The organism is Caldisericia bacterium (assembly GCA_026414995.1).
Lineage (GTDB): Bacteria > Caldisericota > Caldisericia > B22-G15 > B22-G15 > JAAYUH01.
Genome location: JAOAHY010000008.1, coordinates 1 through 24,733 on the forward strand (window position 1 = coordinate 1; position 24,733 = coordinate 24,733).

Genomic DNA, 24,733 nt, shown 5'->3' on the forward strand with positions numbered 1-24,733 from the left:
CTTTTGCTCTCATCTCCTGTGTGAGGGCTTTCATTTCTTGTTCTCTTGCAACAGCCATTGCTCTTTTTTGTTCTGCCATTGCTTGATAAATTCTTTTATCTGCTTCTGCTTGATCGATTCTTAATTTTGCTCCTATATTTTGTCCAACATCAACATCTGCAATATCAATTGAAAGAATTTCAAATGCTGTTCCTGTATCTAAACCTTTTTCAAGAACAGTTTTAGAAATTCTATCTGGATTTTCTAAAACCTCTTTATGGGTCTCTGCTGAACCAATTGTTGTAACAATTCCTTCACCAACTCTTGCAATAATTGTCGCTTCTCCTGCTCCACCAACTAATCTATCAATATTTGCTCTAACAGTTACCCTTGCCTTTGCCTTAAGTTCAATTCCATCTTTTGCAACTGCTGCAACAACTGGAGTTTCAATTACTTTAGGGTTTACACTCATTCTTACTGCCTCTAAAACATCTCTTCCTGCAAGGTCAATTGCTGCTGCCCTTTCAAATGTAAGTGGAATTCCTGCTCTTTCTGCTGCAATCCAAGCATCAATTACTCTATCAACATTTCCTCCAGCAAGATAATGTGCTTCAAGTTTATCAACTGAAACAGAAAGACCTGCCTTTGTTGCTTTAATTAAGGGTAAAACAATTTTTGCAGGAACAACCCTTCTTAATCTCATTCCAATTAAATTAATGAGTCCTACTGGAACACCTGCTGCAATCGATGCAATCCAAAGTCCTACTGGAATAAATGAAAAGAGAATTATTAAAAGTATTACAATGATAATCACTGTAAACCAAATTCCTAATCCAAACATAAATAAACCTCCTTAAAAATTTTTTTTAAAAATTTTATTTTTGTGTAAGAAACAAAAGTAAAATTTTAGATTTTTTCAACTATAATTTTACCACCTTCGATTTTAATAACTTTTACTTTTGAATCTTTTTCTATAAACTCTCCAAGTGAAATTGCATCATATCTTTTTCCATCTATTTCAATTGTTCCTGAGGGTCTTAAAGTTGTTAAAACTTTTCCTTCTTTTCCAATTAACTCTTCAAGTTGTGAATATGAAGTATAACCTTTTTCTGTTTTTAAACTTTCTTTGAGACCTAATTTATTCCAAATTGGAAGTTTTGGAAATAAAAACAAAAGAATTATAAATAAAATAAGAAGAATTGATGCAACAATTCCAATTGAGTAAAGAGCTCTAGTTCCACCACCTAAGGTAAAGAAAATTGAAACAAAAATTAAAATAATACCTGCAATTCCAGTTAAACCAAATCCCGGTATTAAAAATATTTCAATTAAAAGAAGTATTACTCCTATTATAAACAAACCTACATAAAACCAATTTCCTAAACCTGCAATCATATGACCTCCAAAAAATAAAGTAAGGGATATTAACCCCATTGTTCCTGGTACTCCAAAACCAGGAGTTGTTGCTTCAATTAATAGACCTAAAAATCCTATAACAAGCAAAATTTCTCTTATTGTGCTTTGAGTTATGAAGCGTGCGATTTTTTCTGTTAAAGAAAATTTAATATCAATAATTTCATAATTTTTTAGATTAAATTCATTTAAAATTTCTTCAATTGAGTTTGCTTCAAAATCAAGAAAACCTACTTTTTTTGCTAAATCACGTGAGAGTGTTAAAATTTCTCCTTTTTTAACAACACCCTCAATTTCAATTTCTTTATCAACCATTGCTGCACCAATAAGTGGATCTCTTCCATTTGCTTCACAAGTTGACTCAAATTCTGCTTTAAGAGCAGAAATTGTTTTTTCTGTTGCTGGAATTGGTTCTGCTGCGCCTATACTTCCACCAGAAGAAAAAACAATTTTTTTAGTTGCAAGAGTTATAAGAGCTCCTGCAGACCATGCTCTTCCTTTTATCCAACCGATAGTTAAAACTCCTTTTGAATTTAACTCTAAAATTTTATCTCTTATTTGTGTTGCAGCATCAACTGCTCCTCCAAAGGTATCAACAACAAAAATTACAGATTTTACTCCGTCTAAATTACTTAATGCTCTTTGAACATATTTTGATAAACCTAACTCAATTTCTCCTTCTATATGAATAATTAAAACTTTTTCATTTTTAGAATAAGTTAAATTAAAAATAAGTGAAATAAAAATTAATGTTAAAAACAAAATCCTTTTCATAATTTAATTATAGCATCATAAATTTTATGATAAAATTTAAACATGATTAAAAATATCAAAAAATGGGAAGAGTTTGAAAAAGATTTAATAAAAAAAAGTAAAGTTGAAGTAAAAAAGAATTTTAAAATAGTAAATGAACTTTATAGATTTTCAAAAAAGTTAGGAAAATTCAAAGTTTCTTTAGAAGGAATTGAAAAAGATATAAAATATGCTAGGGCAATAAATGGAATTAGAAAATTTAATAGTTAAAATTGGGAAAATTTTAGATAAAAAAAATATTCCGTATATGATTATTGGTGGACAGGCAGTTCAAATTTACGGTGAACCAAGATTGACAAAAGATATTGATATAACAATTGGTTTAGACATTGATTTATATAACTTATTGATTGATGCAATTAAAAAAATAGGGTTAATTCCACTTATAGAAGATATTGAAAATTTTATAAAAGATACTTATGTTTTGCCAACTTATGATAAAAAAACTGATTTTAGAATAGATTTTATCTTTTCAAATTCAAAATATGAAAAAGAAGCATTAAAAAGAGTTAATAAAATAAAAATTAAAAATTATGAGATTAATTTTGCTTCTTTAGAAGATTTAATAATTCATAAAATAATTTCGGGTAGGGAGAGAGATATTGAGGATATTAAAAATATATTAATAAAAAATAAATATTTTGACAAGGAATATATAAAAAAATGGCTTCAAGAATTTCAAGAAACTTTAAATGAAAATTTAATAGAAAAATTTGAAAATTTAATAAAAATTTTTAATCATAAGGGGTTCTAACTTTTAAATTTTTGAAATAGATTTTTAGGGGCAACAAGATTTCTCTTGGAATTGGTTTTTTCCAAGGGTATCTTGTTGGTGTATTTAGGTGAACCTCATCAGGTTTGATTTCATTTACAAAATTTGCTATTTTTTCAATCTCATTTAAATTTATTTGAGTTATCATTATTTGAATATTAAATTTCCCCTTAAATTCTTCTTTTAATTTTTTAATTCCATATAAAATTTTTTCTATTTCTATTCCTTCAATTGGTTTGTTAATTTTTTTAAAAGTATCTTCACTTATTGCATCAATTTTTACATCTATTATGTCAAAATTTAAAATGTCTTTTCTTACATCATCAAGATAGAGAAGTGATGAATTTGTTAATAAAATAGTATTTTTATTGGGTTCAATTTCTTTTATTTTTTGAAGTACCTCTCCAATATTTTTTGCTAAGGTTGGTTCACCTGCACCTGAAAAAGTTATTACTTCAAAATCCTCTCTTAGAAATTTTTTAAACTCATTTATTAATAAATCTGTTTCAACAAAAATTTCTCTTTTAATTTTATGTGAACCTTTTCTCTCATTTATTGTAAATGGTCCAAGCTCACAATAGATACATGAAAAAGTACAATATCTTTTTGTTTTTCCTAAAAGATTTATTCCTAAAGATTTTCCATATCTCCAAGAGATAACTGGTCCATAAATTAAATCTCTTGTTTCTCTCTCTTCCATACCTTAATATGATATCATTTAAATATGAATCTTTTCAAATTTTTTGAATTTATTAAAGGAAAAAAAGAGGAATTAGAAAGTTTTGAAGATTTTCTACTACTTTCTGGTTTTGGAATTGAATTTTCAGAGAAATTGATGAAAATTTATAAGAAAGGTGGAATTAAAGAAGTAAAAAAAAGTTTAAATGAAATTTTAGAGGGAAGTGAGAAAGATTTAAAGGTTTTAGATTTTTCAATTTATCTATTTTTAGGGGTTAATGGTGGTGGTAAAACAACATCAATTGCAAAACTTGGTAATTATTTTAAAGAGAGAGGAGAAAATGTATTATTTATTCAAGGAGATACATTTAGAACTGGTGCAAATGAGCAATTAAAAATTTGGGGTGATAGAATTGGAGTTTCTGTTTTTATGGGAAGAAGAGGAGATGACCCAGGTAGTGTTATTTATGATGGGCTAAATTTTGGTTTAAATAGAGGCTATAAAAAATTTTTTATAGATTCTGCTGGTAGATTGGAAACAAAGAAGAACTTAATAGAAGAACTTAAAAAGATAAAAAGAGTGATTGAAAAAAATTTTACTGAGTTAACTGAGACTATTCTTGTTCTTGATTCAACAGAAGGTGAAAACCTCTATTCTCAAGTTGTAAAATTTAATGAAGCAATGAATATTACAGGATTTTTCATTACAAAAATAGATTCTACAATAAAACCTGGAATTCTTATTCCTATTTATGAAAAATATAAAATTCCATTTTTATTTTTATCATTTGGTGAGGATTTGAAAAGTTTTGAAAAATTTGATAGAGAAAAATTTATTGAATTACTTTTTAAGGATTTTTCTTAAATATATTGAATTAGGTCTTCTTTAAAACCAAGTTCCTTAAAATATTTTAAAACTTCTAAAAATTCATCTCTTGTAATCCTTCTTCCTATTTCTCTATCACCAAGCGCTTTAAAACAAGGGTAATATTGTGTCATAAGTGAGATTGTTAATTCTTTGCCAATATTTTTATATAGATTTTCAAGTACTTTCTTTGAATTTTCAACATTATTGGGTAAAATTAAGTGTCTAACAATAACACCTTTTTCAATAATTCCATCTTTATTTAATTTCATAAATCCAACCTGTCTCACCATTTCTTTTATTGCTTTTATATTTATTTCTGGATAATTTTCAGCATCTGAAAGGTGTTTAGCTAAATTTTTATCTCCATATTTTGCATCAGGAAGATATATATCGACTATACCCTCTAAATATTTTAAAATTTCAACTTTTTCATAACCAGATGTGTTATATAAAATTGGAATTTTTAAACCCATATCTTTTGAGATTGAAATTGCAAGAATTATGTGAGGAGAGTAATGAGTTGGTGTTACCAAATTTATATTGTGTGCACCAAGATTTTGAAGATTTAACATCATTTTTGCTAAATCTTCTATTTCATATTCCTCTCCCTCACCCAATTGACTAATTGAATAATTTTGACAAAAATTGCATTTTAATGAGCAATTTGTGAAAAATATAGTTCCAGAACCTCTGAAACCTGAGATAGGTCTTTCTTCTCCAAAGTGGAGTGAATATGTGCTTATCTTTAATTTATAATCACTTTGGCAAAATCCTCTTTTTCCTAAAATTCTATTAACTCTGCATTCTCTTGGACATAAATCACAATGTGAAAGCCGAGTGAAAAGCTCAAAGCCCCTTTTTTTGATTTCCTTTGAACTTAAAGAAAGATATGATGCGCTCATATTCTATTTTTCTTTATCTTTTATATAAACCACCATTCTATTATAAGGAATCTCAATATTCTCTTTATCAAAAATATTTTTAATCTCTTCAAAAAACCTTCTCTTTGCACTCCACCTTTTTTCTTTATCAATTTTCATTTTAACAAGAATTGAAATTGTTGAATCATAAAATTTATCAACTCCCATTATTTGAGGTTCTTCAAGAATTTCATTTTCATCTATTAATTTTTTACCAACTTTTAAAATTAACTCTTTCGCTTTATCTAAATTTATTTCATAAGAAAGAGGAAGTTCAACCCATAAAAATTGATCTCCATAACCATATTTTATAACTTTTCTAATCTCTCCATTAGGTATATAAAAAAGTTTTCCCTCATAATTTCTTATAACTGTTTTTCTAATTCCAATTTCTTCAACTCTTCCTAAAATATCATCAATCTCAATTAGATCTCCAACAGAATAATAATTTTCCAGAATTAGAAAAATTCCAGCAATTGCATCTTTAAAAAAAGTTTGACCTGCAAAACCGATAGCAATTCCAACAATACCACTTGCAGCAAGAAGAGGTGTAGTATCTATATTAAAAATTTTTAGAAGATACCATATAAAAAGAAAAATCAAAAAATAGTCTAATACAGAAAAAATAAGTTTAACTAAAGTTAACCTTTTTTTGTAAATCTCTACTTTTTCATAAAATTTAATTATTTTTATTTTGATTATATTTAAAAAAATTTTTATTAATATAAAAATTGAAATTAGAACAATTAATTTAAGAATATATTCTACATATTTTGAAAGAAAATTCATATATAAATTATAACAAAAACATTATTGACAATTTTAAAAAATATTTTAAAATATTGTCAATATGTGTAAAATAAAGTGAATTTAGTGAAGTAGCAAAAAGCAACCAAAATTGAGTATTAGAGAGAAAAGAAAAGGAGGTTTGTATGCAAAAATCAACAAAATTTTTAGCATCACTTCTAATCATCACACTTTTTTTAACTTTAATTTCTTTTAGTTGGGGATGTACCAAAAAGGTACAGGAGAAAAAAGTAGTAAAATTAGGTTTTATTGGACCACTAACAGGAAAATATTCAAAAATGGGAATTGGAGGAATGAATTCATTTAAACTTGCTGTTAAACAGTGGAATGAAAAACCAGACACTAAATACAAATATGAAGTTGTAACATTTGATGATGAAGGAGTTCCTCAAAAGGGTGTTGAGGTTGCAACAAAAGCTTGCTCTGACCCAGAAATAATTGCAGTTGCAGCTCATTATAATAGTATGGTTGCAATTGCAACAACTGATGTATTCCATAAATTTGGAGTAGTAAATGTTGTTTGGGGTGCGGTATTACCATCAATTACTTATGGAAATGATTATCCTGAAGTTTGTAGAGTTAATGGAACTCAGGTTGAACAAAATGAGGCAAATGCTAAACTTGTTGTTGATACACTTGGTTTTAAGAAATTTGCAATAATTTATGATACAACTGATTATGGAAGAGGACACCTTCAATATTTTAAAGAGGCACTTGCAAGAAGAGGAATTACACCAATTGCAGAAGAAGGTATTGTTATTGACCAGAAAGATTTCACTACAGTTTTAACAAAAATTAAAGCACTTAATCCAGAAGTTATATATTTTGGTGGATTAACTCCAGAAGGTGTTAATATAAAACTTCAAATGGATAAACTTGGTATTAAGGCACAATTTTTAGGAACATCAGGAATTAAATCAGATGATTTTAATACAGCTCTTGGTGAACATGCAGAAGGAGTTATTTGTATGTTAGATGGTGCTCCAGTTGATTATCTTCCAGGTGGAAAAGCGTTCATGGAAGCATATAACAAAGAAGGTTATGCTGAACCACCAGAAGCATATGGTCCATTTGCTTATTGTGCAGCAAATATTTTAATTAGAGCAATTGAGAAGGTTGGTCCAGATAGAGCAAAAGTTATTGAAGAAGTAAATAAAACTGATTATGAAGATATTATTGGTAAAATTCACTTCAATGAATATGGACAAAACGATGTTCCACTTGCAACTCCATATGTAAGTCAAGATGGCAAATGGGTTCCTTGGCAAGATTCAGAATATGCAAAAGGAATAAGAACTCTCCCTGGTTTTGCATATAGAGAAGGAAAAGATTGGGTTAACCCTTACAAGAAGCCATAAAGAAAACCTAAGGGCAAGGGGCAACCCTTGCCCTTTTTTTATTTTTGTATCTAAAAGGGAGGTTTGATGAGCGGATTCTCTGTTATTTTACAAATAATTTTTAATGGAATAATGCTTGGAATTCAATATGCAATGGTTGCTGTTGGTTTTACTTTATTTAGAGGGGTTTTGAATGTTTTAAATTTTTCCCATGGAGATGTATTTGCACTTGGAGCATTTGTTTCACTTATTATAATTTCAATGTTTGGTGTTATGACACTTACTGGTGGAGTTTATATAGGAGTTGTTGTTCTAATATTTCTTCTTTCAATGGTTACTCTTGGAATTATTGGAGTTATTCTTGAAAGGCTTGCAGTAAAACCAGTTTCAAAAGGTCCTGTTACTATGAGTTTACTTGCAACATTAGGACTCGGAATTGCTATAAGAGAAGGTATAAGATTATTTTATCCTAGAGGTGGTGAATCAAAAAAATTTCCAGAACTTTTTCATAAACTTTTTGAAAATACGAAAGGAGCTTTTGAGTTTAGTGGTGTTATTTTTAGATATGAAAATATCTTATTTTTAATAATTGGTGTTGTAGTTGTTTTTCTTCTCGCTCTTTTTATAAATAAAACTAAAATGGGTCTTGCAATTAGAGCAGTAGCTCAAGACCCAGAGTGTGCTCTTATGATGGGAGTAAATAAAGATTTTATAATTGATATAACATTTTTTATTGGTTCTGCTCTTGCTGCTCTTGCTGCAATTCTTTATGGTCTTTATTATAACACTGTTGTTTTTGATATGGGTGCTATGATGGGTGTTATTGGCTTATCCTCTGCAGTTTTAGGAGGTTTAGGTAATATTTATGGTGCAATTATTGGTGGATTTATATTTTCTATGACTGAGGCTCTTTCTGCTGCACTTATACCAAGAGGTTCAGAGTTTATGGATGTAATTGCTTTTGCAGTTGTTATTATTTTCTTAATATTTAGACCTTCTGGAATTCTTGGCGAAAAAGTTTATGAGAGGGTATAAAAATGAAAAAGAATGGATTAATTAATTATTTAATAGTTTTATTTGTTGAAATTTTAGTTTACTTATACTTTATGATTTTTTTAAGAATTGAATCAATATGGATAATTATTTTTACAATTATCTTAATCGGAGCAATTCTTTATCTTTCTAAAAAATTTAAGAAGTTATTCGATCTTATAACAGAAAGTTTTAAGAAAAATTCAAATTTTGCTATCTTTTTAATGGTTATACTTCTATTTTTATTTCCGTTTATTAGCAAATTACTCGTTCCTCTTTATATATATTGGCTTTTAATTGTTATTCAAACTTTTATTTTTGCAATTGTATCTCTTGGTTTAAATTTTCAGGTTGGTTCAACTGGAATTATGAATCTCGCTGCATCTGCGTTTTATGGAGTTGGTGCTTATACTGCAGGATACCTTGCTTTAAATTATAAACTTCCAGCAATTTTAACAATTCCTCTTGGTGGAATCGCTGCATCTCTTTTTGGTTTACTTTTATTTATTCCAATTTTTAGAACAAGGGGACAATATTTTGCATTAATTACTCTTGCTTTTGGTTATATGTTTGTTTTATCTTTAAATAACCTTGCTTTTGTAGGAGGACCACAAGGACTTAAAAATATACCTTCAATTAAACTATTTGGTTATAATTTTCAAAAGGCTCCATTTGGCACTCACTTTTATGTGAATTACTATTTTCTTGTTGTAATTATTTTACTTATAACTCTTCTATTTTTCCATAGATTATATAATTCATGGATTGGTTTAACACTAAATTACATTAGAGATGATGAATCTGCGGCAAAAGGTTGTGGCGTTTTTACTAATAAGTGGAGATTAATTGCACTTCTTATAGGAAACTTTTTTATGGGAATTGGTGGGGCGATTTATGCTCATATGATTGGTTTCATATCTCCTCCAAACTTCACATTAACTTTAGGTCTAATGTTAATTTCAATTGTTCTTCTAGGAGGAAGTGATAATATCATAGGAGTCTTGGTAGGCTCATTTATTTTAGTTCTATTTCCAGAAAAATTGAGAGTTATAACAGAATATAGAGTAATGCTTTACGGACTTCTTATTGTTCTTGTCCTTATATTTAGACCTCAAGGTCTTATTCCTTTTAAAGAAAGAATTTATGATAAAAGATTTGTAGAGGAGAAATAAAATGGAGAAAAAGGTAATTCTTTATACTGAAAACATTGAAATGCGATTTGGTGGACTTTATGCTTTAAAAAATATAAATATAAAAATTTATGAAAATGAAATTCTTGGAATGATTGGTCCAAATGGAAGTGGCAAAACAACTTTTTTTAATGTTATAACAGGATTTTATAAGCCAACTGGTGGAAATTTCTATTTTTTAGGTGAGAGGTTAACAGGAAAAGAGCCATATGAAATTATGACAAAAGGAATTTCAAGAACATATCAAGCAAGTAGAGTTTGCTTTGATTTAACAGTATTAGATAATATTTTAATTGGAACTCATTTTGTTCAGAAAAGTGGTTTTTCAAGCGCTCTATTTAATAGAAAAAAATTTTATAAAGAATTAGAAGATTATAAAGAAAAAGCAGTAAATCTTCTTAAAGTTTTTAACCCAGAACTTGTAAATAAACTTTATGTAAGAGTTGGAGGACTTCCATTTATTGATAGAAGAAGAGTTGAAATTTGTAGAGCAATGATTTCTGAACCAAAATTAATTCTTCTTGATGAACCATCTGCAGGAATGAATGCTGATGAAACTATGGAACTCATGGATGATATTGGAAAAGTTAGATCGAAAATGAAAAATGTTACAATTTTTATAATTGAACATGATATGAAGGTTATAAGCACTGTTACAGAAAGGGTATATGCACTAAATTTCGGGCAAGTTATTGCTGAAGGAACTTATGCTGAAGTCTCAAACAATATTGATGTAAAAGAGGCATATTTTGGTAAGGAGTTAGATAATGAGAGAAAATTTATTGCTTGAAATAAAAAATTTAACAACTGTTTATGGTCAAAATAAAATGCTAATTGATGTAAATATAAATGTGGAAAAAGGAAAAATTGTTTCTCTTCTTGGAAGTAATGGTGCAGGAAAGTCAACCTTAATTAAAGCAATTCTTGGCCTTGTAAAAGTAGTTGGTGGAAATATTGTTTTTGAAAATAAAGATATAACTCGAATGAGAACTTTTGAAAGAATTGCACTTGGAATTTCAATTGCACCAGAGGGAAAAAGAATTTTTCCTAAAATGACAGTTCTTGAAAATTTAAAAATGGGAGCGTATCTTGTTAAAGATAAAAAAGAAATTGATAGAAGATTAGAAGAACTTGTTTTTCCTCATTTTCCAAGATTAAAGGAGAGATTATCTCAAGTAGCAGGAACTCTTTCTGGTGGAGAACAATCTATGTTAAATATTGGAAGAGCTCTAATGGCAAATCCTAAACTCATAATATTTGATGAACCATCTTTTGGTCTTGCTCCAATTCTTGTTCAGGAAACAGCAGAAATTATTCAAAAAATTAATAAAACTGGAATAACTGTTCTTTTGATAGAACAAAACGCTGTTATGGCTCTTGAAATAACAGATTATGGATATTACCTTCAAAAAGGACAAATAATTGCACAAGGAACTCCAGAAGAGTTAAAGAAAGAAGAAATAATTAGAAAAGCATACTTTTAATTTAAATTTAAGGTCAGGAGATTAAATCTTAATTTTATTTAAATTTCCTGACCTTTTTATTTTAGATAATTAATTATAAAATTTGAAATAGCCAAAGTTCCAATAGGTAAAACTCTTTCATCAATATCGAACTTTGTATTATGATGGGGATATGGGTTTTCAACTTTTTTAGATGATAAAAATATATATAATCCTGGTATATTTTTTGTATAATATGAAAAATCTTCACCAACCATTGTTGGTTTTTTCAAAAACTTTATTTTGTTTTCATCAACTACCATTTTAGTTATTTCATAAAATCTGTCTGTTAATTCTGGATCATTTACAACAACTGGATAACCAAAGTGATATTCAAATTTATAATTTCCCCTAAAACTTTTTGTAATGTTTGAAATAATTTCTTCCATTCTATTTCTAACATATACTCTTATATTTTCATCTAAAGTTCTTACAGTTCCTTCAATTTCAACAAGCTCTGGAATTACATTATAAGATGTTCCTCCTGAAATTTTTCCAAAACTTATGACAGATGGAGAAAAAACTTCTATTTCTCTTGAAATAATTTCTTGAATAGATAAAACAATTTGAGAAGAAATATAAATAGGATCGACACCTCTATGGGGAGTAGCACCATGAGTACCCTTTCCTAAAACTAAAATTTTAAAACTGTCAATTGAAGCCATAAAAGGACCTTTATATAAACCAATAACTCCATTTTCAATTTCATCTATAAAATTTCCCACATGTATTCCTAAAATAGCATCAACTTTTGGATTTTCAAGAATTCCCTCATCTATTAAAAGTTTTGCTCCACATTCTTTCTCTTCACCTGGTTGAAAAATAAATTTTACCTTTCCATTTAACTTATCTTCATATTTTTTTAAAACTTTTGCAACACCTAAAACAATAGCCATATGACCATCATGACCGCACGCATGCATATTTTCATTTTTAGATGAATAAGGAAGACCTGTTTCTTCTTTTATAGGTAAAGCATCCATATCACTTCTTATTGCAATCACTTTTCCATCTTTTTTTCCTATAATTGCACTAATTCCTGAGCAAGATTTATAATCCTTTATCTCTAAATTAAGTTTTTTTAATTCATTTATAATATATTTTTTTGTTTCAGGAAGAGCCCAACTTCAGGAATTTGATGGAGATTCATTCTATGATTCATAATTTCATTTTCAATTTCTTTTACATAATTTTTAATCTCTTCCATTTTAGTTTCTCCTTATGAATAAATTTTTATTGGTTCTGGTTTTTTATAATTTTCAGTTTTATTGAAAATCTCAAGTACAAAATTAAGGTCCTTTTCTGTTTTCATATGTGCAAAAAATTTTCCACTCCAAATTCCACTTTGATGTGGTTTTATACCCCTTTGATTAAAAAATTCATTAACTTTATTGAAATCTTTTATTTTAAAACCAATATGATGAAGTCCAGGACCATGATTTTTTAAAAATTCATAATAAACACTATTTTCATCAATTGGTTGAACTAATTCAAGTTCAACTGATCCCATTTCACACATTGCAACAATATATTCAAATTCTCTATATTCATCATTTCTTTTCATTTCAACTGTTGTTTCTTTATCAATCTTATAAATTTTCCAAGGTCCAATTCCATACTCATCATTAAAAATTTTTAATGAGTTTTCTAAATCTTCAACAACAATTGCGATTTGAATAATTTCTTCAAAAAGTTTTTCTTTCATAAATTCACCTCTTTTAAAAATATTTATTTAATTTTTCTTTTAGATCTTTTAAATCTTTGTATCTTATCAATATAATTTCTGGGTTTCCATTTATCATTGCAGAAAGAATTTTACCTTCTTCTAAAAAAGCAATTACTCTTTTTTTGTTACAAAGTGCAAAAGCAATTTCAAAACCAACTCCAAGAGATGGAGAATTTACATCTGCGAGAAGAAGATCTGAATTTAAAAGAGCCTCAATATCTCTTTTAAAAATATCATTATCAGAGAAAAGGCTTTCTGAATAAGTAGGAATTAAATTAAATTCTGTTGTAATTGAATGGCCTTTTTCTTTTAAAAAATTATAAATATCTTTTATTAAATTATCATTTCTTGTACCACCCCTAATTGAGAAAGCAAAGTATATCTTCATAATACCTCCAATTTAATCTTTTTTATTATATAATATTTTTTATGAATAAATTATTTGAAAAAATATTAGTATCACTTGAACCATCAGAAGAGTGGAAGATTTTTCTTTCATATCTTACAAAATGTTTTAAAGACTCAAAATTTTACATTCTCTCAGTTATTGATACAACAAAGTTTATTGGTAGAGGAATAAAACTATATGAAGATTATTTGACAGAATTAATTGAAAAATCTTTAAAAGATTATGAAGAGTTATTAAATGAAAAAAAAGTTGATTTTGAGATAGTTTTAAGAAAAGGAAGAGTTAAAGATTCAGTATTTGATGAAGTAAAAGAAAAGGGAATAGATTTGCTTGTTATTGGAAGTCACTCTGCAGTTGGAGTTAAAAGATTAAAACTTGGAGGTATTGCAAAAGATATATTAATAAACTCTCACATTCCAGTTTTAGTAATGAATGCACTTGTTGAACCCTCTCTTAAACCTAAAATTTTAAATCCTACAACTGGAAGTCAATATTCATATGAAGCAACAATTTTTTCATTGAAATATGCAAAAAATTTTAATGGAAATTTAACAGTTCTATTTTTAATAAAAGATGAAAAAATAATAGAAAATTATATGGAAAGAGTAAAAATTGAAAGTGAAAAACTCTCTATTGATGTTAATTTTAAGATATTTGAAAAAGATCCTCTTGAATCAATTTTGGAAAGCACAAAAGAGCATGATTTAATAATAGGCAGTAGAGGATATAAAGGTTTTAAATATAAATTAAGAAACATTATTAAAGAATTTTCACTTGATTATATTGTAAGAAGCACAATAACTTTATCAGAAAAACCGATTCTTCTTATCTGCGATTAGGAGAATATTATGAAAAACGAAATTATTTCAATTTTAATTTTTATTTTATCTTATCTTTTGATAATTTTTGATATTTTACCAAGAACAATAATAGTTTTTTTCTCCGCTTCCATTTTAGTTTTATTAAAAATTTTAACTCCAAATGAAGCTCTATCTTTTGTAAATTGGGATGCAATAACACTACTTTTTGGTATGTTTACTCTTGTTATTACTTTAAAAGAGGTTAACTTTTTTAAAATTGTTGGAAATAGAGTTGTAAGAATTTTTGGTAAAAATTTAATTTTATTATTCATCTCTCTTTCACTTTTAACTGCTTTTCTATCTGCATTTATGGATAGTATAACTGTTATGATGTTTATATCTTCTTTAACAATAGAAATATCCAAAATTTTAGGTTTTAATCCAGTTCCATTTATATTAATTGAAATCGTTTCATCAAATATTGGAGGAAGCTCTACAATGGTTGGAGACCCGCCAAATGTTATAATTGGTACATCTCTTGGTTTTTCTTTTATAGACTTTTTAAAAAATGTAGCACCTATTTCAATTATTGTTCTTATTTTTAATATTATTTATTTTTTGTTTATTTTTAAAAATGATTTAAAGATAAAAATAAAAAAAGAGGTTGAGATAAAAAGAATTGAAATTAAAGATAAATATAGTTTTTTTGTTTCAATCTTTGTTTTTCTATTAACTGTATCACTTCTTGTTTTTCATAAAACTATAAATATTTCTGTTGGAGTAATAGGGTTAATCGGAGCCTCTTTAGCTTTGTTTTTAAATGGAAATAGATTTAGAAATATATGGGAAAAAATTGATTGGGATACTCTTTTGTTTTTCATTGGATTATTTATAATAGTTGGTTCTCTTGAAAAAGTTGGATTTTTATCTCAAATTACTAATTTTATGATTAAGATTTTTAAAAATCCTAAAATTTTACCAAGTGAACTTCTTTTCTTTTCAGGCATTTTATCAAGTGTGGTTGATAATGTTCCACTTGCCTTTTCAATGGTCCCTATTATTAAAAATATGAGTGTATTAAAGGGAATACCAATTGGAGTACTTGCATGGGGACTTTCTCTTGGAACTGACCTTGGTGGTAATGGAACTCCAATTGGTGCATCAGCAAATGTTGTTGCTTTGTCTATTCTTGAAAAAAGTGGAATAAGAGTTTCTTGGGGTTATTATCTTAAAAAAGTTTTTTTGGGTACAATTTTATCTCTTATTCTTTCAGGATTGCTACTTATTCTATTTCACAGGTTCTAAAAAATAAATAAAAAGAGTTAAATCTGAATAAATGCCAAAGATAATTTTTGATGAACTATTTTCATCAAGATATTTTTTAATTTTTCCTTTTGGATCATATAAACTTAATAGATCACTTCCAACTTGAGAATAGACAAAAATTGTTGGTTTTTCTTCTTTTTCTAAAAAATTTAATGCAAATTCTATTTTTTTTGATGTATCAAACATGAAATTATTTAATGGAAGATCTAAAATATACTTAAATTCTCCAGTGATATTAAATGTATATCTATACATTTCATATTTGTTTAAAAAAATAACTTTTTTTCCATCTAATAAATTTTTTATTTGAGGTATTTCTGGATGACCTTTGATTAAACTAAAAGGAACAAATATATAAAACAAAATTATTAAAAAAATTAAAACTTTTTCTTTATATTTTTTAAAGAAAAAAGCCCCCTCTATTAACAAATAATAAGATGGAATGATAATAAATGATATGTAATGAAAATAAAGAGAACCAAAAATTTTTGTTATAGAAAAAAACATTATAAAATATGTAAAAAAGTAAAAAATCAGAAAAATTTTAAATTCATTTTTAAATTTTATTAATCCTAAGATTATTATAAAAACAAGAATAAAAATTATAAAAATAAACACTTCTTTTGAATTTAAGAATAGATAAGAGAAAAAATCAGATAAAAAAGATTCAAAGGTTATATTGCCCCATCCTCTCGAAAGCTCAAATCTTCTTTTTAGTTGAATAAAAAATATGTATGAAAATGGTAAATATATTATTCCACAAATTATAGAAGTAATAAAAGAAGACCACCTTTTCTTTATTAGAAAATATAAACTTTCAATAAAAAAGAGTGGAATAGTTAGGTGATGAGTAAGCATCATTAAAATATTTGATATAACAAAATGAATTTTATAAACTCTCTCTCCTTTTAAAAGATTAAAAAAGAATAAAATTGAGAGTGAAGAGAGAAACAATGCAAGTGAATACATTCTTACAAGAGTTGATATGTAAAGAAAAAATGGAGATACAGTAATTAAAATACCAAGATATTTTGATTCATCCTCTCCTATAAATTCATTTAATTTAAATAGAATTATATAAATTGTTAATATACCAAAAACTAAAGATATTATTCTTAATAAGATTTCATTATGAGGAAATATATAAAGAAATAAAGATAATAAAATGTGATATAGAGGAGGGTGAAAATCATTTAGAGAATTTAGAATTGCTGATATTAATCCTAATGAAGATACTTTTGCAGACCATGCTTCATCTCCATAAATAAATTTAGGAATAAAAATTAAAAAGTTTGTTATTAAAAAAGCAACAATTAATAAGAAAAATACCCTCTTTTTATCCAAAATTAATTTCATATTTAAATTATATAATAACAATTTTAATTAGATTATTGAAAAAATTTTTCAATTATGTTATAATTTTTTAAAGGAGGTTAACATGAAAGATATAACATTTGAAGCAAGCGTTGAATTAAAAGAAGGTTTAACATTTGAAGCTAAAACAAGAAACTTTTCGTTTATAATAGATGAACCAGAAAATCTTGGAGGTAAAAATTTAGGACCAAATCCAGTAGAATATCTCTTATTTGCACTTGGTGGTTGTCTCGGAATTGTAATTCAAGTTGTTGCAAAAGAGATGAACTTGAAGATTGATAAAATAAAAATAAATTTAAGAGGAGAACTTAATCCTTTAAGATTTATGGGTAAAGACTTTTCAGAAAGAGCAGGTTATAAAAAGATAACTGTTGAAGTTGATATAAAATCAGAAGAATCAAAAGAAAAACTTCATGAACTAATTAAAAAAGTAGAAGAGAGATGTCCTATCTCAGATAATATAAGAAATGTAACACCTGTTGAGATTGTTTTAAAATAAAACTATTTTATATTCGGAATAATACAGAGAAACTCTAAATCACCTTCTCCTTCGTTTATAATTTGATGCTCTTTGTTAGGAGGTATATAAACAAAAAAGTTATTTGAAATATAATAATCTTCTCCATCAATATAAACTTTTCCATCTCCTTTTAAAATAAATATTTCATGTTCATAATTGTGGGAGTGTCTTGGAGAATTTCCACCTTTTTCAATTCTAAAGAATCTCAAGTGAAAGTTTGGCCCTTTAATAAGCCATCTAATGAAAGCATCTTTTGCTCCATGCATCTCAACAATTTCTTCTGGAACCTCAATGTAATTTTTAACAATTTTTTCCATAAATTAATCCTCCTTTGTTTCTAAAAATTTATCTTTTGCTATTTTTAATATAGTTTTTGCAATATCTTTATACATTTGAAAACGAAAGCGCCTTCCTTCTTTAACTCCTATTTTTTCCTCTTTCATAAGTTGTGTAACACCTTCAAGCATAACATATTTAACTTTTATTTTATTTCTCCAAAAATAATCTGATAAAAGAATTTCAAAACCATATCTTACCTCTGGGTCATATTTAAAATTCTCCCAGATTTCTCTTGTCATTGCTCTTTGACCAGATAAAAATGGAGTTAGTTTATGTGAAATATCTGTTGCAAAGCGCCCCTTTTCAAAGATTCCACATGTTGTAAGATACTCTCCTTCAATTATTGGTCTTAAAAGTTCCGTAATATGATGTGATTTTAAACCAATTAAATCTGCATCAAGAAAGAGTATTATATTTCCAGAACTATTTTTAACACCCTCATAAAGAGCATAACCTTTTCCTTTATTTTCTTTAAGATCTATAGTTTTTACTCCAAGTTTTTTTGCAATAATTCCAGTTTTATCTATTGAGCCATCATTAACTACAATAATTTCATCAACAAATGGGTTTTCAATTCCAACCTTTATTACATCTCCTATTGTTTTTTCTTCATTATATGCTGGAATTATCAAACTAATAATCATAAATTTCTTTCCTTAAAAATTCTTTAATATCTTCTTTTTTGAATTTAAAAATTTTATCATCAACTCTTTTTTTTACTTCAACTAAACCTTCATTTTCAAAGGTTTTACCAAAAATGATCTTATAAGGAATTCCAATTAAATCTGCATCTTTAAACTTCTCTCCAGGAGAAATGTCTCTATCTTCAAAAAGAACTTCAAAACCTTCATTTAAAAGTTCAAAGTAAAAATTTTCTGCTTCTTTTGCTGTTTCTATATTTTGTGAAACTGGAATAACAATTATGTGGTATGGAGCTATAACATTTGTCCAAACAATTCCCTTTTTATCTGAGTATTGTTCAATTGTTGCTGCGATAATTCTTCCGAGACCAATACCATAACATCCCATTATAAAAGGTTTAAGCTCTCCATTTTCATCTTGAAAATATGCTTTCATAGATTCAGAATATTTTGTCCCAAGTTGAAATGTATGTCCAAGTTCTATTCCAATTTTTTTAATTAGTTTTTCACCACACTTTGGACATGGATCACCATCTCTCACTTTTCTTAAATCAATAAACTCTTTAACATCAAAATCTCTAGGATATGAAACATGTATATAGTGGTGATCTTTTTTGTTTCCTCCACACGCACCATTTTTTACATACTTTACTCTTGTGTCAGCAATAATCTCCCCAACATATCCAATTGGACCTGAAAAACCAAGTGGTGATTTTGTATATCTTTCAATCTCATTCTCATCTGCTAATCTTATAGATTTAGCATTATAGAAATTTTTTAATTTAACTTCATTTATTTCATCATCCCCTCTTATTAAAACAAGAATTGGCTTTTCATCAATTATATATAAAATTGCTTTTATTAATCTATCTTCACTTAAGTTTAAAAATTTACTAACTTCTTCAACCTTTTTCATATTTGGTGTATAAACTAATTCTAGTGGTTCTTCATTTAAGACCACCTCTTTTATATCGCCACTTTTTGCTGCTTCAATGTTTGCTGCATATCCACATGTTGAACATACAACAAATTCACATTCTCCAATAGATGATTCTGCCACAAATTCATGAGAAATTTTTCCTCCAATTGCTCCAGAATCAGCTTCTACTGTATAATATTTTAATTTGAATCTATCAAATATTTTTTTGTATGCTTCAAATACTTTTTTGTATGTTTCAGAAAGATTATCCCATGAAGAATCAAAAGAATAAAGATCTTTCATTAAAAATTCTCTACTTCTCATTATCCCAAACCTTGGTCTTATCTCATCTCTAAACTTTGTTTGAATTTGATATAAAAGCTGTGGAAGATTTTTATAAGATCTAACACTATTCCTAACTAACATTGTAATTATTTCTTCATGTGTTGGTCCAAGACAAAAATCTCTCCCTCTTCTATCTTTTAATCTAAAAAGTTCATCTCCATAAATATCCCATCTTCCGGTTTCATCCCATGGTTCACGAGGAAGAAGAGCAGGTAAAATAACTTCTTGTGCTCCAATTTTATTCATCTCTTCTCTAATTATGTTTTCAACTTTTTTTAATACTTTAAAACCAATTGGCAAAAAAGCATAAATTCCAGAACTAATTTGTCTTATAAGACCACCTTTTATCATTAATTTATGACTTATAGTTTCAGCATCTTTTGGGTCTTCTCTTTGAATAGGAACAAACAATTTACTTAAATACATATTCACTCCTTTTTAAGTAATTCTTTTTTCAAAAAAGGTATAATCTCTGATTCCTCAATTGATGTAATCATTTTACCATTTTTAAAAAATAATATTTTACCCCTTGTCATTGCAATTCCTATATCTGCATTTTGAGATTCGCCAATTGCATTAACTTCACATCCCATTACTGCAAGTTTTATTGGAATTTTGAGATTTGAAAAATTTTCTTTTACTTCTTTTAAAATTTTTTCAAAATTCTTGTTACATCTTGAACACTTAGGACAAGATATTATTTCAATTCTATCTCTCTTTCTTAACGATAATGATTCTAAAATTTTTCTTCCAATCATTACTTCATAATAGGAGTAATTTGAAAGTGAAACTCTTATTGTATCTCCTATACCCTTTAAAAGTAAATTTGATATTCCTATAGTTGATTTTATTATTCCATCTTCATCGCTTCCTGTTGCTGTAACACCAATATGAATAGGATAATTAAATTTTTCATATAGAATTTCGTTTATTTTAATTGTTTCAACTGGATCATCACTCTTTGCTGAGATCACTATATCAAAAAAATTTAGTTCCTCCAAAATTTTTACTTCTCTCTCAATTGATTCAATCATAATAGATATTCTATCACCCTCTTTTTTTTCGTAAACTAGAGATCCAACATTTGCACCAACTCTAATAGGAATTCCTTTTCTTTTTGCTTCAAAAACAATTTTTTTAATTTTTTCACTATCTTTTATATTTGATGGGTTTAATCTAATTTTTTTAACTCCAGCCTCCATAGCAAGAATAGCAAGTTCATAATTGAAATGTATATCAGCGATAATTGGAACTTTTGAATATTTAACAATTCTCTCAACATCTTCTATACTTTTTTTATCTGGAACAGCAACTCTAATAAGATCAGCCCCCTCATCTATCATAAAATCAATCTCTTTTTTAATGTTTTTAAAATTTTTTAAGTCCCCCTTAATCATACCTTGAAGTAAAATTTCTCCGTCTCCTATTTTTTTATCTCCAATATAAAAAACTCTTTTTATTTTATCCATCTTAAAATATCAAAGAATGTTACAAGAAAGAGAAGTCCAAGCAAAAATATAAAGCCAATTAAATGAACTAAATTTTCTTTTTCTGGTGGTACTCTTTTTTTTGTTATCCATTCATAAATGAGAAATGGAACTCTTCCTCCATCTAGAGCTGGTATGGGAAGAAGATTTGTTAGTGCAAGTAAAATATTTAAGATTGCTGAAAACCAAATTATTCCAAAAATTCCAGCTGATTTTCCAATGTTTGAAGCAACTTGAACTATACCAACAGGTCCAACTACCCCTCCAGTTGCCTTACCTGTGATAAGTAATCTAATTGAAGATAAAAATAGAAGCATAACTCTTAAAACTTCTTTAAATGAAAAATATATTGCTTCAAGAAAGTTTAGTTTTTCAAAACCACTTATAATTCCAATTACCCATCTATCTCCTTCTTTAATAGGTTTCACTATAAAATTTAATTTTTCTTCTCCTCTTTTTACAACAATCTTTATCTCATTTCCATTACTATTCTGAATTTCATTTCTTACATCATCCCATGTTTTTATCTCTTTATCATTAATAAATAAAATTTTATCCCCTTTCTTTAACCCAACTTGATAAGCAGGTGAAGCTTCTTGAACAGAGTATATTGTTGTTGAAAGATTATTAAAATCTCCAAAAGTTGAAAATAAAATTATAAAGATAATCAATGCAAGTAAAATGTTTGCAACAGGACCACCAACAATTGTTAAAAATCTACTTTTAAGTGGTTTTTTGTAATATCCATCTGGAGTATCTAACTTATCATCCATTCCTTTTACCTTTACATATGCAAGAAAAGGAATAATCCTTAAAGAAAATAGTGTCTCATTTTTTGTATAAGAAAAGATTTTTGGTCCAAAACCAATACTAAACTCTTCAACTTGCATTCCACCTTTTTTGGCTGCTAAATAATGACCAAATTCATGTGCAATTGCTGCAATTGACAAAGCAATTATTGCGTAAATTATATACAACTCATCACCTCTTTCATAACAATTTCTTTTGTTTCTTTTTTTAAATCTTCTAAAATAGATAAAGAAAATTCTCTTCTTTCAATTTTATCATAAACCTTTTTAAGAATTTTTCCTATTGATAAAAATGAAATTTTTCCTTGAAGAAATAAATCTGTTAAAATGTCATTAGTGTATATAATTGAAAAAGGCTTTGATCCATTCTCTTTTCCTGCTTCAACTATTACTTCAAAAGAAGGGAATCTCTCTTTTTTAAATTCATAAAATGTTAAATTCTTTTTAAAATCAAATTTTTTATAAAAATTTCTTTCTCTTTCTGGAAATAAAAGAGCTCTTTGAATTGGATACCTCATATCTGGTTCATATAAAAGAGCAAAAACTTCACCATCAACAAACTCAACCATTGAATGAATTATACTTTCTCTATGAATTACAACCTCAATCTTCTCATAGGGAACTTCAAATATTAAATTTGCTTCAACAACTTCCATTCCTTTGTTGAAAAGAGTTGCAGAATCAATTGTAATTTTTTTACCCATACTCCAAGTTGGGTGTTTAAGTGCATCTTCTGGTTTTATATCTTTTATTTCATCTTCACTCAAATCAAAAAATGGTCCACCAGATGCAGTAATTATTATTTTTTCAATTTCATCCTCATATCTTCCTAAAGTCAATTCCCAAATTGCATTATGTTCAGAATCAATTGGAATAAATTTTAAATTTCTTTTTTTTATTTCGTTCATTATTAATTTTCCTGCTGCTACAAATGACTCTTTGTTTGCAATAAATATTTCTTTTGAATGTTTAATTGTCTCAAGTATCCAAAATATATCATCAAGTCCTCTTGATGCAAAAAAGATTATATCAATTTCGCTATCTTTTAAAACATATGGAAAAATTTCTCTAAATAGACCTGAATTTTTGGATTTTAATATATTTTTTAATTCATTTGCTTTGTTTTCATTATTTATTAGAACATATTTAGGTTTAAATTCATTATAGATATTAATTAAAGAACTTAAGTTTTCATTTGCAGAAATACCTTCAAGTTTAAATTTTTGTTTAAAATTTCTTATAATATCAATTGTGCTTTGACCAATTGATCCAGTTGCACCAACAATAAAAATTTTTTTCATAATATAAAATATAAAATAGGAATTGTAAAAATAAAACTATCAACTCTATCAAATAATCCCCCATGACCTAATATTATTTTTCCAGAATCTTTAACTTTAAAATATCTTTTTATTGTTGATTCAAATATATCTCCTAAAAAAGATAAAAAAACTATTAATAAAGGAAAGTAAGATAGTTCAATTATTGAAAAATTTTTAAAAAGCATATTGATCAATAAGAAGAAGATATAAAGAGATACTATACTTCCTAATAAACCTTCAAAACTTTTTCCAGGAGATATATGAGGCACAATTTTTCTTTTACCAAAACTTTTTCCTATAAAATATGCAAAAATATCAGAAATCCATATAGAAATTATGATAATAAATGTTTTTAAAATTCCCTTTTCTTCTCTTAAAAGGAATAGATATAAAAATGGAAAGGTTGAAATAATTAAAAAAGAAAAAGGAAACAAAACTGAATTTAAGAAATTGTTAACATCATCTTTTTTAATTAAAAAAACAATAAAAGAAAATAGAAGAAAGATAAAAATAGATATGTTAGTGTTTAAAATGTAAGGAACCAAAAGTATTGGAAAATAAAAATATTTATAATCTAAATTTGAGATTTTACTAATTTCATAAAAAATTATAAAACTTAAAAATAATAAAAAAATTTTTAAAGAAACCCCTCCAAAATATAAAAATAAAATAAATGGTAATCCAAAATAAATTGCACCAATAACTCTATTTTTTAATTCAGATTGAACCAAAGCGCCTTTTTCTCCTTGAATATTCAATTATTGCTTTTTCAAACTCATTTTCATCAAAATCTGGCCAAAGAGTTTCAGTGAAATATAGTTCTGTATAAGATAATTGATATAGATAATAATTTGATATTCTAAGTTCTCCTGAAGTTCTTATTAGTAAATCTGGGTCCTTAAAAGGATATGTTAAAAGAAATTTTGAAAATTCTTCTTCATTTACCTTTTTAATTCCGCTTTCAATTATTCTATTAACTGCTTGAATAATATCAAACTTCCCACCATAATTTAATCCAACAAGAAGTGTCATTTTATCAAAATTTTTTGAATTCTCTTCAACTCTTTCAATCTCTTTTATCACAAAATCTGGTAGTTCATCTTTTCTTGATAGAAATTTAACTCTTATCCCCTTTTCAACTATTTCATCAAATTCTTTTTGAATAACTTCTTTGAAAAGATTCATTAAAAAATTAACCTCTTCTCTAGGTCTTTTCCAATTTTCTGTTGAAAAAGCAAAAAGAGATAAAACTTTTATCCCCTTTTTATAAGAATAGGTTACTGCTCTTTTAACTGCATTAACCCCTTCTTTATGTCCATATATTCTTGGAAGCCCCCTTTTTTCAGCCCATCTTCCGTTGCCATCCATTATTATGGCAACAGATTCTGGAATAATCAAAGACTCT

At 26.9% G+C, this 24,733-nt stretch carries 28 protein-coding genes; 11 read left to right on the top strand and 17 right to left on the bottom strand.

What is annotated here, in order from left to right:
• Both floA and N3D74_03885 read right to left on the bottom strand, forming a co-directional pair.
• On the bottom strand, nucleotides 1-820 hold an 820-nt coding region (gene floA, locus N3D74_03880; protein ID MCX8095305.1), incomplete at its 3' end, for a flotillin-like protein FloA.
• Nucleotides 821-885: 65 nt separating this feature from the next.
• Nucleotides 886-2,166, bottom strand: coding sequence for an ATP-dependent Clp protease proteolytic subunit (locus tag N3D74_03885; GenBank protein ID MCX8095306.1), 1,281 nt, complete (start codon nucleotides 2,164-2,166; stop codon nucleotides 886-888).
• Between the two features lie 42 nt (nucleotides 2,167-2,208).
• Between N3D74_03885 and N3D74_03890 the strand changes: the two genes are divergently transcribed.
• Both N3D74_03890 and N3D74_03895 read left to right on the top strand, forming a co-directional pair.
• A complete protein-coding gene (locus N3D74_03890) occupies nucleotides 2,209-2,415 on the top strand; it encodes a hypothetical protein (protein MCX8095307.1) in 207 nt (68 codons plus the stop codon).
• Nucleotides 2,390-2,959 carry a nucleotidyltransferase gene (locus N3D74_03895; GenBank protein MCX8095308.1) on the top strand — a complete coding sequence of 190 codons (570 nt, stop codon included), beginning with the start codon at nucleotides 2,390-2,392 and terminating at the stop codon, nucleotides 2,957-2,959. Before N3D74_03890 ends, N3D74_03895 begins: the two co-directional genes overlap by 26 nt.
• Here N3D74_03895 and N3D74_03900 read toward each other — a convergent pair.
• On the bottom strand, nucleotides 2,940-3,677 hold the full coding sequence (locus N3D74_03900) for a radical SAM protein (protein MCX8095309.1): 738 nt from the start codon (nucleotides 3,675-3,677) through the stop codon (nucleotides 2,940-2,942). The genes N3D74_03895 and N3D74_03900 overlap by 20 nt on opposite strands.
• Nucleotides 3,678-3,701: 24 nt before the next feature.
• On the opposite strand from N3D74_03900, the gene N3D74_03905 reads away from it, so the two are divergent.
• Nucleotides 3,702-4,520: a signal recognition particle-docking protein FtsY gene (locus N3D74_03905; protein ID MCX8095310.1), complete on the top strand. Its 819-nt coding sequence runs from the start codon at nucleotides 3,702-3,704 to the stop codon at nucleotides 4,518-4,520.
• Here the strand turns inward: N3D74_03905 and N3D74_03910 are convergent.
• Together N3D74_03910 and N3D74_03915 are read right to left on the bottom strand one after the other, a co-directional pair.
• Nucleotides 4,517-5,425 (bottom strand): radical SAM protein, encoded by a 909-nt coding sequence (locus tag N3D74_03910; protein ID MCX8095311.1) that lies wholly within the window; start codon nucleotides 5,423-5,425, stop codon nucleotides 4,517-4,519. The two genes, N3D74_03905 and N3D74_03910, sit on opposite strands and share 4 nt — an antisense overlap.
• Before the next feature lie 3 nt (nucleotides 5,426-5,428).
• Nucleotides 5,429-6,232, bottom strand: a complete 804-nt coding sequence (locus tag N3D74_03915; GenBank protein ID MCX8095312.1) for a mechanosensitive ion channel family protein — start codon at nucleotides 6,230-6,232, stop codon at nucleotides 5,429-5,431.
• Nucleotides 6,233-6,375: 143 nt separating this feature from the next.
• Here N3D74_03915 and N3D74_03920 point away from each other — a divergent pair, with 143 nt between their 5' ends.
• From N3D74_03920 to N3D74_03940, 5 genes are all read left to right on the top strand, one after another.
• Nucleotides 6,376-7,608 carry a branched-chain amino acid ABC transporter substrate-binding protein gene (locus N3D74_03920; protein MCX8095313.1) on the top strand — a complete coding sequence of 411 codons (1,233 nt, stop codon included), beginning with the start codon at nucleotides 6,376-6,378 and terminating at the stop codon, nucleotides 7,606-7,608.
• A gap of 66 nt (nucleotides 7,609-7,674) precedes the next feature.
• Nucleotides 7,675-8,622: a branched-chain amino acid ABC transporter permease gene (locus tag N3D74_03925; GenBank protein MCX8095314.1), complete on the top strand. Its 948-nt coding sequence runs from the start codon at nucleotides 7,675-7,677 to the stop codon at nucleotides 8,620-8,622.
• Nucleotides 8,623-8,624: 2 nt separating this feature from the next.
• A complete protein-coding gene (locus N3D74_03930; GenBank protein MCX8095315.1) occupies nucleotides 8,625-9,791 on the top strand; it encodes a branched-chain amino acid ABC transporter permease in 1,167 nt (388 codons plus the stop codon).
• Nucleotide 9,792: 1 nt separating this feature from the next.
• Nucleotides 9,793-10,599 (top strand): ABC transporter ATP-binding protein, encoded by an 807-nt coding sequence (locus N3D74_03935; GenBank protein MCX8095316.1) that lies wholly within the window; start codon nucleotides 9,793-9,795, stop codon nucleotides 10,597-10,599.
• A 37-nt stretch (nucleotides 10,600-10,636) separates the two neighbouring features.
• Nucleotides 10,637-11,293 carry an ABC transporter ATP-binding protein gene (locus N3D74_03940; GenBank protein MCX8095317.1) on the top strand — a complete coding sequence of 219 codons (657 nt, stop codon included), beginning with the start codon at nucleotides 10,637-10,639 and terminating at the stop codon, nucleotides 11,291-11,293.
• A gap of 56 nt (nucleotides 11,294-11,349) precedes the next feature.
• Here N3D74_03940 and N3D74_03945 read toward each other — a convergent pair whose 3' ends face one another.
• From N3D74_03945 to N3D74_03955, 3 genes are all read right to left on the bottom strand, one after another.
• Nucleotides 11,350-12,375 (bottom strand): M20 family metallopeptidase, encoded by a 1,026-nt coding sequence (locus N3D74_03945; GenBank protein ID MCX8095318.1) that lies wholly within the window; start codon nucleotides 12,373-12,375, stop codon nucleotides 11,350-11,352.
• Nucleotides 12,376-12,530: 155 nt separating this feature from the next.
• Nucleotides 12,531-13,016: a VOC family protein gene (locus N3D74_03950; GenBank protein ID MCX8095319.1), complete on the bottom strand. Its 486-nt coding sequence runs from the start codon at nucleotides 13,014-13,016 to the stop codon at nucleotides 12,531-12,533.
• Nucleotides 13,017-13,029: 13 nt separating this feature from the next.
• Nucleotides 13,030-13,425 (bottom strand): nucleoside 2-deoxyribosyltransferase, encoded by a 396-nt coding sequence (locus N3D74_03955; GenBank protein MCX8095320.1) that lies wholly within the window; start codon nucleotides 13,423-13,425, stop codon nucleotides 13,030-13,032.
• 41 nt (nucleotides 13,426-13,466) lie between these two features.
• On the opposite strand from N3D74_03955, the gene N3D74_03960 reads away from it, so the two are divergent.
• Together N3D74_03960 and N3D74_03965 are read left to right on the top strand one after the other, a co-directional pair.
• On the top strand, nucleotides 13,467-14,285 hold the full coding sequence (locus N3D74_03960; protein ID MCX8095321.1) for a universal stress protein: 819 nt from the start codon (nucleotides 13,467-13,469) through the stop codon (nucleotides 14,283-14,285).
• A 9-nt stretch (nucleotides 14,286-14,294) separates the two neighbouring features.
• Nucleotides 14,295-15,551: an SLC13 family permease gene (locus N3D74_03965; GenBank protein ID MCX8095322.1), complete on the top strand. Its 1,257-nt coding sequence runs from the start codon at nucleotides 14,295-14,297 to the stop codon at nucleotides 15,549-15,551.
• Here N3D74_03965 and N3D74_03970 read toward each other — a convergent pair.
• Nucleotides 15,534-16,928, bottom strand: coding sequence for a glycosyltransferase family 39 protein (locus N3D74_03970; GenBank protein ID MCX8095323.1), 1,395 nt, complete (start codon nucleotides 16,926-16,928; stop codon nucleotides 15,534-15,536). The two genes, N3D74_03965 and N3D74_03970, sit on opposite strands and share 18 nt — an antisense overlap.
• Nucleotides 16,929-17,010: 82 nt before the next feature.
• Between N3D74_03970 and N3D74_03975 the strand changes: the two genes are divergently transcribed.
• Nucleotides 17,011-17,445, top strand: a complete 435-nt coding sequence (locus N3D74_03975; GenBank protein ID MCX8095324.1) for an OsmC family protein — start codon at nucleotides 17,011-17,013, stop codon at nucleotides 17,443-17,445.
• A gap of 2 nt (nucleotides 17,446-17,447) precedes the next feature.
• On the opposite strand, the gene N3D74_03980 is transcribed toward N3D74_03975, so the two are convergent.
• Genes N3D74_03980 through uppS form a run of 8 tightly spaced genes read right to left on the bottom strand, consistent with a single transcriptional unit; the run spans nucleotide 17,448 to nucleotide 24,696 of the window.
• Nucleotides 17,448-17,783 (bottom strand): cupin domain-containing protein, encoded by a 336-nt coding sequence (locus tag N3D74_03980; protein MCX8095325.1) that lies wholly within the window; start codon nucleotides 17,781-17,783, stop codon nucleotides 17,448-17,450.
• 3 nt (nucleotides 17,784-17,786) lie between these two features.
• The gene (locus N3D74_03985; GenBank protein MCX8095326.1) at nucleotides 17,787-18,449 is read right to left on the bottom strand and encodes a glycosyltransferase family 2 protein; all 663 of its coding nucleotides are present in this window, start codon (nucleotides 18,447-18,449) and stop codon (nucleotides 17,787-17,789) included.
• A complete protein-coding gene (locus tag N3D74_03990; protein ID MCX8095327.1) occupies nucleotides 18,439-20,136 on the bottom strand; it encodes a proline--tRNA ligase in 1,698 nt (565 codons plus the stop codon). Before N3D74_03990 ends, N3D74_03985 begins: the two co-directional genes overlap by 11 nt.
• A 2-nt stretch (nucleotides 20,137-20,138) precedes the next feature.
• Nucleotides 20,139-21,179 carry a (E)-4-hydroxy-3-methylbut-2-enyl-diphosphate synthase gene (gene ispG / locus N3D74_03995; GenBank protein ID MCX8095328.1) on the bottom strand — a complete coding sequence of 347 codons (1,041 nt, stop codon included), beginning with the start codon at nucleotides 21,177-21,179 and terminating at the stop codon, nucleotides 20,139-20,141.
• Nucleotides 21,167-22,174 carry a M50 family metallopeptidase gene (locus tag N3D74_04000; GenBank protein ID MCX8095329.1) on the bottom strand — a complete coding sequence of 336 codons (1,008 nt, stop codon included), beginning with the start codon at nucleotides 22,172-22,174 and terminating at the stop codon, nucleotides 21,167-21,169. Before N3D74_04000 ends, ispG begins: the two co-directional genes overlap by 13 nt.
• Nucleotides 22,165-23,307 (bottom strand): 1-deoxy-D-xylulose-5-phosphate reductoisomerase, encoded by a 1,143-nt coding sequence (gene dxr / locus N3D74_04005; protein ID MCX8095330.1) that lies wholly within the window; start codon nucleotides 23,305-23,307, stop codon nucleotides 22,165-22,167. The genes N3D74_04000 and dxr overlap by 10 nt, the downstream gene beginning before the upstream one ends.
• The gene (locus tag N3D74_04010; GenBank protein ID MCX8095331.1) at nucleotides 23,304-24,086 is read right to left on the bottom strand and encodes a phosphatidate cytidylyltransferase; all 783 of its coding nucleotides are present in this window, start codon (nucleotides 24,084-24,086) and stop codon (nucleotides 23,304-23,306) included. The genes dxr and N3D74_04010 overlap by 4 nt, the downstream gene beginning before the upstream one ends.
• Nucleotides 24,046-24,696: a polyprenyl diphosphate synthase gene (uppS, locus tag N3D74_04015; GenBank protein ID MCX8095332.1), complete on the bottom strand. Its 651-nt coding sequence runs from the start codon at nucleotides 24,694-24,696 to the stop codon at nucleotides 24,046-24,048. Before uppS ends, N3D74_04010 begins: the two co-directional genes overlap by 41 nt.
• Nucleotides 24,697-24,733: the final 37 nt, after the last annotated feature.